The following is a 13,091-nucleotide window of genomic DNA, read 5'->3' on the forward strand; positions in this document are numbered from 1 at the left end:
GCATCGTGTTCAAGGATCGACTCTGCATGCTTTCCAGCGTCCCGCGCCCGTTCGTGCCCTCTCGCCGTGTTCTGCCGCTGCTGGCCTGCCTCTTCTTCGCCCTGCTGGTGGCCGGCTGTTCCAGCGGTCCGGTCATGACCACTTCCCCCAGCGGAAGTCCGGAGGCACGGGTCGAACAGACGGCGCGCAAGACCAACTGGGGCCATCTGCCGGGCTGGAGCCGGGATCAGCCGATGGCGGCATGGAGCGCGTTCCGGGAGAGCTGCACACGGCTCAAGCGTAAGGCGGCGTGGAAAGGCGTCTGCCACGATGCCCAGTCGGTCGACCCGCTCAATGCTCAGGCGATCCAGAACTTCTTCGAGAGCCGCTTCACGCCCTACCGCGTGACCAACAGCGACGGCAGCGCCACCGGCCTGATCACCGGCTACTACGAGCCGATTCTGCGCGGCTCCCGCGTGCGCGGCGGGCCATACCAGACGCCGCTCTACCAGTATCCGAAGTACTGGAAGCGCCACACCCACGTCGGCCCGACCCGCGCCGAACTGATGCGCAGCGGCGATCTCGACGGCACCGAGCTGGTGTGGGTCGACGATCCGGTGGAAGCGGCCTATCTGCAGATTCAGGGCTCCGGCCGGGTGGAAATGACCGATGGCACCACCATGCGCGTCGCCTATGCCGGCACCAACAATCAGCCGTTCCAGTCCTTCGCCCGGCGCTTGATCGACCGCGGCGAGATCACGCCCGCCGAAGCCACACTGCCCGGCGTGCGTGACTGGGCGCGTCGGCATCCGGGCCAGGTCGAAGACATGCTCAACGTCAATCCGCGCATGGTGTTCTTCCGTGAATTGAAGGGCAGCGAAGCCCTGGCCGATACCAGCGGCCCGGTGGGCGCTCTCGGCGTGCCATTGACCTCGGAGCGCAGCATCGCGGTCGACCCGGACGAAATTCCCCTCGGCGCGCCGGTATTTCTCTCCACCACCCAACCGCTTTCCAACCAGCCGCTGCAGCGATTGATGGTGGCGCAGGATACCGGCAGCGCGGTGAAGGGCGCAGTGCGCGCGGACTTCTACTGGGGTCACGGCGACGCCGCCGGCGAAGCCGCCAGCCGAATGAAGCAGAAGGGCGAGATGTGGGTGCTGATGCCTAAATAATAGCCAACCGGCTGCGCTCGTCGCACATGAGGCGTCTGGGGGCGTTCGAGGGTGTCAGGTCGGGGATATCAGCTTGGTGAGAATGCCTTACGCACGCGTAGTGCCGCGATCACCTGAACGATGCCATAGAGCAGCACCACGATACCGATCCATAGCGCCGTGACGATCAGACCGCTGAGCGGGCTGGCCACCAAAAGAATACCCAGCAGCAGGGCCAGAATACCGCTGAGCACGGTCCAGCCCTCGCCGGGCGCGGTGAAACCCTGGCCGGGCACCGGGCGGCGAACGCGCAGCCCCATCATCAAGCGATAGACACCGGCGATGACCAGCCAGATCCCGACCAGCACCAGCAATGCGCTGGCCATCGAGAGCGGATCGAAAATGGCGATCAATCCGAACACAACCGAGAACCCGCCGTAGAAGATCAGCCAGCCCTTGCCCGGCCCCCGATAGGCCGTGGCCGTCGTGAACAGCGTTGTGACCCCTTCCGCCAGCGCCATGATACCCATGATCCAGGTCAGCGCAGCGACCGCCTTCAGGGGCTGGAATATCGCCAGCAGACCGAAGAGGATGGCAATGACGCCGAACGCCATCAGAATCCACCAGCTTCGCCCGATCAGGCTTCTCGAGATGTTGGTCATCAGGCACTCCCTGAGGTTGATGAACGGGTAACGATGAATGCAATACGAGGGGTATCGGTGCATTGGAAACGATCGGCTGTGAGTAATCATAGACGCTGACAGTAAGGACTTCGATGAACGACATCACGACGCAACCGCCACTGGCCATCGTGACCGGGGCCACTGCCGGGCTAGGATTGGAAACCGCCAAGGGCCTGGCAGACGCCGGGTATCGCGTCATCGTCGCCGGGCGCAATCCCGAGAAGGGCAAGCTCGCCTGCCACGCGGTACGCGCCCATCGACCCGGCGCCGAGGTTCGCTTCGAGTTGCTCGATCTCGACAGCCTCGAATCGGTGCGCCAGTTCGCTGCGCGCCTGCGCGGAAGCGAAACCGAGCTGCGCCTGCTGATCAACAACGCCGGCATCATGGCGCTGCCCCGGCGCGAGCGCACGGCGGACGGCTTCGAACGTCAGTTCGGCGTCAATTATCTAGGCCACTTTTTGCTCACCAGCCTACTGCTGCCAATGCTGGTTGCAGCGACGTCGTCGGATTCGAAGTCCGAGCCGCCACGCGTCGTCCAGCTCTCGAGCCTGGCGCACCGCAGCGGCAGGATCGCTTTCGACGATCTCGACGGCGGCAAGCACTACGATCCCTGGCACGCCTATCGCCAGTCCAAGCTCGCCATGCTGCTGTTCGCGCAGGCACTCCAGAAACAGAGCGATCAGCACGGCTGGGACATTCTCAGCGTCGCCGCGCATCCCGGGCTTTCCCGCACAGCCCTGTTCGATGCCGGCGTAAAAAGCCGCGCGCTGATCGGCCAGGCCTTCAAATTGGTGATGCCGCTGATCAGCCAATCCGCCGCCGAAGGCGCCAGGCCTACGCTTCACGCCGCGCTCGGGGACGATGTGCGCCCCGGTGACTACTTCGGCCCCGACGGCTTCAGCGAGACCCGTGGCGCACCCAAACGCGCCTTCCGCAGCAAGGCAGCCAGGGACCGGGCTGTGGAAGATCGGCTATGGGAAGTGTCGTGTAAGTTGACCGGCGCGGCGTGGTCGAGCGAACCTCGGCGACCGACCTGATGGGTTATCGTGGAACAGCATCGCTGGCTCCACCGTCATGCCTCACTCCACCGTCACGCTCTTGGCCAGGTTGCGCGGCTGGTCGACGTCGGTGCCCTTGAGCACGGCGACATGGTAGGAGAGCAGCTGCAGCGGAATGGTGTAGACGATGGGGGCGAGCAATTCATCCACAGGCGGTACGTGGAGCACGCGCAGGTTGTCGGCGGCGGTCAGCGCCACGCCTTCGTCGGCGAACACGAACAGCTCGCCGCCCCGGGCGCGGACTTCCTGCAGGTTGGACTTGAGCTTTTCCAGCAGTTCGTCGTTGGGCGCGACAGCGACCACCGGCATGTCGGCGTCGACCAGCGCCAGCGGCCCGTGCTTGAGCTCGCCGGCCGGGTACGCCTCGGCGTGGATATAGGAGATCTCCTTCAACTTGAGCGCACCTTCCAGGGCGATCGGAAACTGGGTGCCGCGACCCAGGAACAGCGCATGGTGCTTCTCGGCGAAGGCTTCCGACAGTTCGGCGATCGGGCCATCCATGGCCAGCGCGCTGTCGAGAACCGCCGGCAGGCCGCGTAGCGCCTGAACCAGAGCCGCTTCGCGTTCATCGCCGCGAGACTTGCGTAGCGAGAGCGTCAGCAGCATCAGGGCGACGAGCTGGGTGGTGAATGCCTTGGTGGAGGCGACGCCGATCTCCGGGCCGGCCTGGGTCATCAGCGCCAGATCGGATTCCCGCGTCAGCGAGCTGCCGGGCACGTTGCAGATCGCCAGCGTCCCCAGATAACCCGGTGTTTTGTCACGGCTCTTGGCACGGCTCTTGGCATAGCGCAGCGCCGCCAGGGTATCGGCGGTCTCGCCGGACTGGGAGAGCGTGACGAACAGGGTGTTTTCCGGCACGACGACTTCGCGGTAGCGATACTCGGAGGCGACTTCGACCGTGGTTGGCAGGCCGGCGAGCTTCTCGAGCCAGTAGCGTGCCACCATGCCAGCGTGGTAGCTGGTGCCGCAGGCAACGATATGTACCTGCTTGACCCGCTCGAACAGCGCCCTGGCGCCGACACCGAAGCTGCTCTCGAGCACGTGGGAACCGCTCAACCGGCCTTCCAGCGTGGCGGCGATCACCGTCGGCTGCTCGTGAATCTCCTTGAGCATGAAATGACGATACTCGCCGCGGCTGGCGGCGCTGTCACCGTGCTCGAAGGTGTGCACCGGGCGTTCGACCGGCTGGCCGTCGGCGGCGAAAATCTCGATGCCGTGGGCATCGGACAGGCGGACCACGTCGCCCTCCTGCAAATAAATGAAGCGGTCGGTGACCTGCAAAAGCGCCAGCGCATCGGAGGCGAGGAAGTTCTCGTCGATCCCCACGCCCACCACCAGCGGGCTGCCCTTGCGGGCGCCAACGATTTCTCGCGGCGCATCGGCGTGCATCACCGCCAGCGCGTAGGCGCCGTCGATACGGTCGAGGGTGGCCTGTACCGCCGCCAGCAGATCGCCGGTCTCGCCACCGTCCTGATTGGGCCTGTTCTGACGGCGAAAGGCGCGATCGATCAGGTGGGCGACGACCTCGGTGTCGGTCTCCGATTCGAACGTCACGCCATCGGCTTCCAATATACCCTTGAGCGGCTCGAAGTTCTCGATGATGCCGTTGTGGACGATCGCCAACCGCTCACGCGCCAGATGTGGGTGAGCGTTCACTTCGGAGGGCTTGCCGTGAGTCGCCCAGCGGGTGTGGGCGATACCGATGCTGCCCTTCAGCGCCCGCTGGGTCAGCTTCTCCTCAAGCGCCGCGACCTTGCCGTTGGCGCGTTGGCGCACGAGTGTCCCGTTCTCCAGCACTGCCATCCCGGCGCTGTCGTAGCCGCGGTACTCGAGTCGCTTCAGCCCTTCCAGCAGGATGCCCTGCACGTTGCGCGCAGCCAGCGCGGCGACGATTCCACACATAGTCGATACCTTTCAGAATTCGTTGACGGTCTTACTGATTCGCTTTACTGATCCGCGGGCCGTTCGGCGACCACCAGCGCCACGTCCTGGCATTCGATGGCGGTCGCCGAGACGTCGTCGAGTCGCCAGTCGGTGACCAGCGTGTCGATGCGTGCCCAGGGCAGTTCCAGATTGGGGATACGGCGGCCGATCTTGTCGGCCTCCACCATCACCACCACCTCGCGGGCGATCTCGGCCATCACCCGGGTGAGGCCGAACAACTCGTTGTAGGTGGTGGTGCCGCGTTCGAGATCGATGCCGTCGGCACCGACGAAGAGCTGGTCGAAGTCGTAGGCCCGCAGCACCTGCTCGGCGACCTGGCCCTGGAAGGATTCCGAATGCGGGTCCCAGGTGCCGCCGGTCATCAGCAGCGCCGGTTCGGACTCCAGCTCGCGCAGCGCACCGGCCACGGCGAGCGAGTTGGTCATCACCACCAGACCGCGCAGCCCGCCCAGTTCGCCGATCAACGCGGCGGTGGTGGTGCCGCTGTCGACGATGATTCGGTTGTGCTCGCGGATGCGCGCTCGCGCCGCCCGGGCAATCGCCTGCTTGAACGGCGACAGCGACTGCGCCGGTTCGCTCAGCATCTCCTGGGGCAGAGGCGCCGCGCCGCCGTAGCGCCGCAGCAGCAGGCCGCTGCGCTCGAGCGTGTTGAGATCCTTGCGGACGGTGACTTCTGAGATCGCGAAGCGGCTCGCCAACGTCTCGACCGGGGTTTCCCCGTGTTCGTTGACGTAGGCGAGAATGGCATGGCGGCGCTGAGCGGTGTCGCGTTTCGGCATTCTTTCACTTCGTAAGATAATTCGATCACATCGAAACTCCACCGGCAGATTTTGTCAAGGAAATCGGTAAGCGCCAGAGCGTCCTTGAACCGCAGATCTGCGAAAATGGCCCCTCCCTGAAGTTGATCGCCCCGCCAGGAATGTTCACGATGCGTTGTTTCCACGCCGTTGTTTTGACTTTCGTGCTGATCGTCATCGGAGGATGTTCGCGGCCACCCGACATCCAGAAGTATCAGGGTGATGCCGAAGGCACCTCCTTTCATATCAGTTGGTGGACCGAGGGTGATGTCGACGGCGATCGGGTGAAGCAAGCCTTTGACCAGGCTCTGGAGCAGATCGACCTGTGGATCTCCAACTATCGCGATGACTCGCTGATCGCGCGCTTCAATCGCAGTCGCTCCACCGACTGGCAGGATTTGCCGCCGGAGGTAACGCAGCTGCTGGCGATCGCCCGGACCGTCCATCGCGATTCCCGGGGATGCTACGATCCGACGATCGCGCCGCTGTTCGACCTGTGGGGTTTCCGGGCGGACGAATTCCAGCCTCCCGACCGACAGCAGATCGATGCGACGCTTGCCGAGACTGGCTATGACCACGTCACGCTGGATGAAGGCGGTAGCCGAATACGCAAGACGCTGCCGGCACTCTCCATCGATATGTCATCCATCGGCGAGGGTTATACCCTCTGGCGCCTGCAGCGCGTACTGGAAAACGCCGGCGTTCACGATTACCTGATCGAGTTCGGCGGTGACACGCTGATCAAGGGCCACAAACCGGATGGCAGCCGCTGGAAGGTCGCGATAGAACGCCCATCGCCGGGCAACCTCGCGGTACAGAAAGTGCTGGAGATAACCGGCGAGGATGGCGTTTCCATCAATACCTCAGGGACGTACCACCATTTTTTCGATGCGCAAGGCCATCGCTATTCGCACATCCTCGATGCCCGTACCGGATCACCGGTCAGCCACGATCTGGTCTCCGCCAGCGTGATCGGAACCGATCCGCGCGTCGGCGACGCCTGGGCGACCGCCATGCTGTGTCTGGGGCAGCAGGCGGGCATGCAGGTGGCGCGCCAGCAACATCTGGCGGTGTTGTTCATTCGAGAGGATCAGAACGGAAAGCTGATCGAAAGCCGCAGCCCGGCGCTGGTCGAGTCCGGGCTCGTGAAGGAGATGAAGTGAAATCGACCTAACCGAACGAACCGAGTCGATAGCCGATGCCGGCTTCGGTCTGGATCAGCCGTGGCGCGTCGGGATCGTCGCCCAGCTTCTGGCGCAGACGGCTGACGACGATACGCAGGTAGTGGGTGTCGTGGACGTGAACCGGACCCCAGATATCCGCCAGCAGCTGATGCTGAGTGACGACACGATCGGGTTGGCGTGCCAGCATCGCCAGCACGCTGAACTCGCGTGGCGTGAGATGGACGGCCTCTTCGCCCCGAACGATCCGGTGTCGAGCCAGATCGATGGTCAGCTCGCCGAGCTTCAGTCCCTCGCCGAGGGTGCCGGGTGTGGTCGTGCGTAGCGCGGCCCGTACCCGCGCCAGCAGTTCCTGAATGCCGAACGGTTTGGTGATGTAGTCATTGGCGCCGGCATCCAGCGCGGCCACCTTCTCCGCTTCGCTGGCACGTGCCGATACCACCAGCACCGGCACCTCGCTCTGGGCACGCAGCGCATCGAGCACTTCCATGCCATCCACGTCCGGCAGCCCCAGGTCGAGAAGCACCAGATCGGGGCGCTGATGATTGAACGCCGCCATGCCTGTATTGCCGTCTTCCGTCTCGATCACCTCGAACCCCTGAGAGGTCAGGCTGATTCGCATGAAACGACGGATCTGACGCTCATCCTCGATCAGCAGAATGCGCGGCCCGCGTTCTCCCATCGCCGAATCACTCATTCCTGCTCCTCTCGACCGCGTTGCCGCCATTCTCTATCGCCGTCACGTCATTCTCCACTGCATTCCCCGAAGGCTGATGCTGCCCCTCCGCGGGCACCTCGCTGGTGGGAGGTTCCCAGATCGGCAACCGGATCTGGATATCGGTGCCCTGCCCCCAGTCCGCCGGGCCGGCGCTGATCTCGCCACCGTGGGCACCGACCATGCCCCGACAGATCGCGAGTCCGAGACCGCTGCCCTGTGGGCCGCGGTCGCCCTCGCCACCGCTGAAGAACATGTCGAAGATGCGTTCTCGCAGCGCCTCGTCGATACCCGGCCCCTGGTCGGTGACATGGATCACCACCTGATCGGCCTCCCTGGCACCGGAGATGCGCAATCGCCCACCCTGGGGTGAGAATCGCGCGGCGTTCTCGATCACGTTGATCAATGCCTGTTCGATCAGCGCCGGATGGACGTATAGCAGTGGCAGGTCGGCGCCAAGATGACGCTCCACCGTCAGCGGTTCGACCACGGATTTCAGACGCTTGAGGGCGGAGGCGATGATATCCGATAGCGCGACCCAGTCTCGCTCGAGCTTCAGTCCGCCATGACCCAGCCGGGTCATGTCTAGCAGGTTCTGAATGTAGCGATTGAGTCGTTCGCTTTCACTGAGAATGCCGTCGAGCAGTTCCTGGCGGTCGGTTTCGGCCAGCTGCGACCAGAGCTCCCGCAACGAACTGGCGGAGCCGATGATCGAGGCCAGCGGCGTGCGCAGATCGTGGGAGACCGACGACAGCAGTGCCGAGCGCAGACGTTCGTTCTCTTCGGCCAGCCGCGCGGTGCCGAGATCGGCGACCAGCCGGGTGCGGGCCAGCGCGCTGCCCAGCTGGTTGACCAGATTGTCGATCAGCGCCTCTTCGGCGGCATCGAGCGGACGCTCGCGATCCCCCAGCGCCAGCCCCAGCACGCCGCGTAGCGTGTCGTTTCCGACGACAGGCACGAACCGCCAGCGCTGCGCGCTCAGGGTCTGGGTACCGTGACCGCTCGGCCGCGCATGCTGATGCGTCCATCGCGACGCCTGCAGCGCAGGGGGTTCGAGCGCAATCTGTCCCGGGTGGGAGGCCGTGACCCGGGGCGGCCCGGCAGCATCGTCGCCCTCGACGAACACGCAGGGCAGCCCGAGCGTGTCGGCCAGCGCCTTGACCGCAATGTCGCGAACGCGGGCGTGATCGGCCGCACTCGCCAACGAGCGTGAGATTGACAGCATCTCCTGGATCCGATGGCGACTTTGCCGAAGTTCGCTCAACTGCCGCCGCACCTTGCCCGCCAGCTGGCCCGCGACCACCGCTACCAGGCAGAAGATCAGCACCGTCAGGACCTGATCCTGATGGATCATGGCCAGCGTGAACCGCGGCTCGGTGAACAGGAAGTTGTAGACCAGAGCGCTGAAAACCACCGCCAGCATCGCCGAGCGCGTGCCCGCGCGCAGCGCACTGGCCAGGACGGCAGCCAGGAAGATCAGCGACAGATTGGCCAGTTCGACCTGGGTCGAGAGCAGTTGGGCTGCCAGCGCCGCCAGCGCTGTGCCCACCAGCGGCCACAGCCACTCCCGCGCCAATGGTGGTCGCCAGCGGGGGCGAGAGGGCCGCGTCATCGCCTCTTCGTCGGCCAGCACGATCAGATCGAACGGCGGGCGCCGCGAAAGCAGCCGGTCGACCAGCGGTCGTCGCCATCCCGATCGCCACCAAACGGGTTGCCACCACGCCTGTCGCCGTGAAGTCGCCCGCCCGATCATCAAGGCGGTGATGTTGTGGCGTGCCGCGTGGTCCAACAGCTCCGCCAGCGGGTCGTCACCGCTGAGAGTTTCCCAACGCCCGCCCAACTGCTCGGCCTGCTGGCGCAGATTGCTCGACTCGCTGGCCGTGGCGGGATCGACATCGCGAAGCGGCGTGACCTGCACGGCCTGCCAGGGTGCCTGGTGACGCTGGGCCCAGCGGCTGGCAGCCCGCAGCAGTCCGTGATCGCTACGCTTGCCTTTCACCGCCACCAACAGTTTTGCCCGCACCGGCCAGGGGCCCGCCACGCCGCTGGCATCCATGACCTGGCGCACGTCGCTGTCGAGGCGATCCGACATCACCCGTAGCGCCAGTTCACGCAGCGCGGTGAGGTTGCCAGGCGAAAAATAGTGCTCCAGCGCCGTCCGCGCCTGTTCCGGCACGTAGACCTTGCCCTGCTGCAGGCGCTCGATCAGCTCCTGCGGCGTGAGATCGATCAACGAAATGTCCCGGGCTCGAGCGATCAGCCGATCGGGTACGGTTTCGCGCATCCGAATACCGGTAATCCGCGCCACGTCGTCGTTGAGACTGTCGACATGCTGGACGTTGAGCGTGGTCCAGACATCGATACCTGCATCGAGCAGCTCTTCGATATCCTGCCAGCGCCGGGCATGACGACCGCCGGGAATATTGCGATGGGCCAGTTCGTCGACCAGCAGGATCTGCGGTCGACGCGCCAGCGCAGCGTCTAGGTCGAATTCATGGAAGGTGCGCCCATGACGTTCCCTGGGCGTCAGCGCCAGACTCGGCAGCCCGTCGCACAGGCGTTCGGTCTCATTGCGGCCGTGTGCTTCGATGACGCCCAGCAGCACGTCGCCCCCGGCGTCGAAACGTTCCCGCGCGGTGCGCAACATGGCACTCGTCTTGCCCACGCCGGGGGCAGCGCCGAGAAAGATTCGCAGCGATCCGTCATGACCGGCCCGCGTCGTTGCCAACAGGGCGTCCGGATCGGGGCGCTGCACCTCGCGGGAATGATTCACGGTTTCGATCTCCGACAATCCGCTTCAGGGTAGCGGACGCGTCTCGACCTCATTCGATAGCGTCCAGTGCCAGATTGAGTGCCAGCACGTTGACGGTCGGCTGACCGAGCCAGCCGCCGCTGTCACTATAGCGCTCGACCAGCGCCGTGACAGCCGAAGGGGACAGGCCGCGCGCGCGCGCCACACGATCGACCTGGATGGCTGCCGCTTCTGGGCTGATGGCCGGGTCGATGCCTGAGCCAGAAGCGGTCAGCAGGTCCACCGGTATCCGGCCCGGCTCGACGCCGTCGCGGGCGGTGATCTGCCCGGCGTCGGCCTCGGCGCGTTCCCGCAATGCCGGGTTGCTCGGCGCCAGGTTGGAACCGCCAACCGCGCCGGCCGCGTAATCCACCGCCGAAGGCCGACCCTGGAAATAGCGTTCGCTGGTGAATCGCTGCCCCACCAGCGACGAGCCGATGACCCGACCCTCCGCATCGGCCAGCAGACTGCCGTTGGCCTGATGCGAAAACCCCAACTGGCCCAATCCGACCACCACCAGCGGATAGAGCAGACCAAGCACCACTGCCATGAGCAGGCTGAAGCGGACTGCCGTCAGCCAGCTGCCGTTGCCGGCGGACCGTTGGGTAGCGTGAGAGGCCTCATGGGGATCACCCTGGGCACCATGAGCGGAAATGTCGTGACGGGAATCAGTGACTGACATGGCAAGTCTCCAGAAATCTCAGAACAGCGGACCGATGAGCAGATCGATCAGCTTGATGGCGGGGAACGGCAGCAACAAGCCACCGAGACCGTAGATCAGCAGGTTGCGTCGCAGCATGGCGCTGGCGGATGCCGCGTGGACGCGAACGCCACGCAGGGCGAACGGAATCAGCGCGGGTATCACCAGCGCATTGAAAATGACCGCCGACAACACCGCGGACTGCGGCGAGTGCAGGTGGAGCACGTCGAGACCGCCTAGCGCCGGCACGCTGGCGGCGAAGATCGCCGGCAGAATCGCGAAATACTTGGCGACGTCGTTGGCCAGCGAGAAGGTGGTCAACGCCCCGCGGGTGATCAGCAGCTGCTTGCCGATCTCCACTGCGCTGAGCAGCTTGCCGGGGTCGGAATCGAGATCGACCATGTTGGCCGCTTCCCGCGCTGCCTGGGTGCCGGAGTTCATCGCCAGCCCCAGATCGGCCTGGGCCAGCGCCGGGGCATCGTTGGTGCCGTCACCCATCATCGCCACCAGCCGACCGGCGGCCTGCTCCTCACGGATCAGTTCGAGCTTGCGCTCCGGCGTCGCTTCGGCGATGTAGTCGTCGACGCCGGCTTCGGCGGCAATCGCGGCGGCGGTGATCGGGTTGTCGCCGGTGATCATCACCGTCTTCACGCCCATCTCGCGCAGTTGCTGGAACCGCTCGGCGATCCCCGTCTTGATCACATCCGACAGCGCGATCACGCCCAGCAACACGTTGCCCTCCAACACCGCCAGCGGCGTGGCACCATGTCGCGAGATGCGTTCGACCAGCGCCTCGAAATCCCCCGGCACGCGGCCTCCCGCTTCCTGTACCAGCCGGGCGATGGCGTTGGGCGCGCCCTTGCGCCAGCATCGACCATCGGCGAAGTCGAGACCGGACACCCGACTCATCGCGGAAAACGGCACGACCTCGGCGTTCTGCGGCGAATCCAGTGTCGCGCCCTGATCGCGCGCCAGCACGACGATGGAGCGCCCTTCCGGGGTCGGATCCTGCAGCGAGCAGACACCGGCGATCTCCCGCAGTCGTGTCAGGTCGACCCCCTGACACGGTGCGAATTCGGTGGCACGACGGTCGCCGAGCGTGATCGTGCCGGTCTTGTCGAGCAGCAGCGTGTCGATGCTGCCGGCAATCTCCACCGCCTTGCCCGATTTGGCGACCAGATTGGCACGCATGGCACGCTCCATGCCGGCGATGCCGATGGCCGGCAGCAGCCCGCCAATGGTGGTGGGGATGAGACACACCAGCAGCGCCACCAGCATCACCGTCGAAGTCTCGATCCCCACGAACAGCGCCATCGGTACCAGCGTGACCACGACGATCAGGAATATCAGCGTCAGCGTCGACAGCAGCACGGAGAGTGCCAGTTCGCTGGGTGTCTTCTGGCGGCTGGCGCCTTCCACCAGCGCGATCATGCGGTCGAGCAGCGACTCGCCGGGGTCGACGCTGACCTCGACGATCAGCTCGTCGGAGAGCAGTTTGGTGCCGGCGCTGACGCCGCTGTTATCGGTGCCCCCCTCACGCAGTACCGGTGCCGACTCGCCGGTGACGGCGGACTCGTTGATCGAACCGGCACCCTGGATGATTTCACCGTCGGCAGGAATCAGCTCTCCGGCGATCACCCGGATCCGATCGCCCCGGCGCAGCTGATCGGCGGCGACCGTCTCTTCGCCGTTCTTGGTCACACGCCGTGCCTTCAATTCACCGCGGGTGGCGCGCAGGCTACCGGCGTGGGCCTTGCCGCGCGCTTCGGCCATCGCTTCGGCCGCGTTGGCGAACAGCACCGTCGCCAGCAGGACCAGGGTCACGATCAGCGCGAACGTTCCCTGACCGCCATCCTCGGCAAACGCCATGCCGGTATAGAGCGCGCAAACCAGGGTGCCGATGGCGACCACCGCCATCACCGGATTGCGCGCCAGGCTGCGCGGGTTCAACCGGCGCAGGGATTCTCCCAGCAGGGTCAGCGGTCGAACGCGCAGACCTTGGGAGGCTTCGTGTGTTTGCATCATTGCCATGTCTCTTTCCTCGATCCCGTTTCCACCAGTCCCGCTCCGTCAATTCCGTTTCCGTCGACGC

10 protein-coding genes are annotated in these 13,091 nt (G+C 65.2%); 3 read left to right on the forward strand and 7 right to left on the reverse strand.

The window, feature by feature from the left end; translation table 11 throughout:
- The coding region (locus DOM36_RS11600) for an MltA domain-containing protein (RefSeq protein WP_348626401.1) at positions 1-1,151 on the forward strand (1,151 nt) is incomplete at its 5' end.
- Between the two features lie 68 nt (positions 1,152-1,219).
- On the opposite strand, the gene DOM36_RS11605 is transcribed toward DOM36_RS11600, so the two are convergent.
- Positions 1,220-1,792 carry a DUF308 domain-containing protein gene (locus DOM36_RS11605; protein WP_158025889.1) on the reverse strand — a complete coding sequence of 191 codons (573 nt, stop codon included), beginning with the start codon at positions 1,790-1,792 and terminating at the stop codon, positions 1,220-1,222.
- Positions 1,793-1,905: 113 nt separating this feature from the next.
- On the opposite strand from DOM36_RS11605, the gene DOM36_RS11610 reads away from it, so the two are divergent.
- On the forward strand, positions 1,906-2,850 hold the full coding sequence (locus DOM36_RS11610; protein ID WP_110643180.1) for an oxidoreductase: 945 nt from the start codon (positions 1,906-1,908) through the stop codon (positions 2,848-2,850).
- A gap of 42 nt (positions 2,851-2,892) precedes the next feature.
- Here the strand turns inward: DOM36_RS11610 and glmS are convergent, their stop codons facing one another.
- Both glmS and DOM36_RS11620 read right to left on the reverse strand, forming a co-directional pair.
- Positions 2,893-4,773, reverse strand: coding sequence for a glutamine--fructose-6-phosphate transaminase (isomerizing) (glmS, locus tag DOM36_RS11615; protein WP_110643181.1), 1,881 nt, complete (start codon positions 4,771-4,773; stop codon positions 2,893-2,895).
- Positions 4,774-4,817: 44 nt separating this feature from the next.
- Positions 4,818-5,594 carry a DeoR family transcriptional regulator gene (locus tag DOM36_RS11620; protein WP_110643182.1) on the reverse strand — a complete coding sequence of 259 codons (777 nt, stop codon included), beginning with the start codon at positions 5,592-5,594 and terminating at the stop codon, positions 4,818-4,820.
- A gap of 149 nt (positions 5,595-5,743) precedes the next feature.
- Between DOM36_RS11620 and DOM36_RS11625 the strand changes: the two genes are divergently transcribed.
- A complete protein-coding gene (locus tag DOM36_RS11625) occupies positions 5,744-6,775 on the forward strand; it encodes an FAD:protein FMN transferase (protein ID WP_157958631.1) in 1,032 nt (343 codons plus the stop codon).
- A 7-nt stretch (positions 6,776-6,782) separates the two neighbouring features.
- Here the strand turns inward: DOM36_RS11625 and DOM36_RS11630 are convergent, their stop codons facing one another.
- The 4 genes from DOM36_RS11630 to kdpB are packed head-to-tail and all read right to left on the reverse strand — an operon-like array spanning position 6,783 to position 13,024.
- Positions 6,783-7,490 (reverse strand): response regulator, encoded by a 708-nt coding sequence (locus DOM36_RS11630; RefSeq protein ID WP_232823807.1) that lies wholly within the window; start codon positions 7,488-7,490, stop codon positions 6,783-6,785.
- Positions 7,483-10,281, reverse strand: a complete 2,799-nt coding sequence (locus DOM36_RS11635) for a sensor histidine kinase KdpD (protein WP_110643252.1) — start codon at positions 10,279-10,281, stop codon at positions 7,483-7,485. The genes DOM36_RS11630 and DOM36_RS11635 overlap by 8 nt, the downstream gene beginning before the upstream one ends.
- Positions 10,282-10,330: 49 nt before the next feature.
- Positions 10,331-10,981, reverse strand: coding sequence for a potassium-transporting ATPase subunit KdpC (kdpC, locus tag DOM36_RS11640; RefSeq protein ID WP_110643184.1), 651 nt, complete (start codon positions 10,979-10,981; stop codon positions 10,331-10,333).
- A gap of 18 nt (positions 10,982-10,999) precedes the next feature.
- Positions 11,000-13,024 carry a potassium-transporting ATPase subunit KdpB gene (gene kdpB / locus DOM36_RS11645; protein WP_110643185.1) on the reverse strand — a complete coding sequence of 675 codons (2,025 nt, stop codon included), beginning with the start codon at positions 13,022-13,024 and terminating at the stop codon, positions 11,000-11,002.
- Between the last annotated feature and the right edge of the window lie 67 nt (positions 13,025-13,091).

Source organism: Salinicola sp. CPA57, assembly GCF_003206035.1.
In the GTDB taxonomy this organism is placed as follows: Bacteria; Pseudomonadota; Gammaproteobacteria; order Pseudomonadales; family Halomonadaceae; genus Salinicola; species Salinicola socius.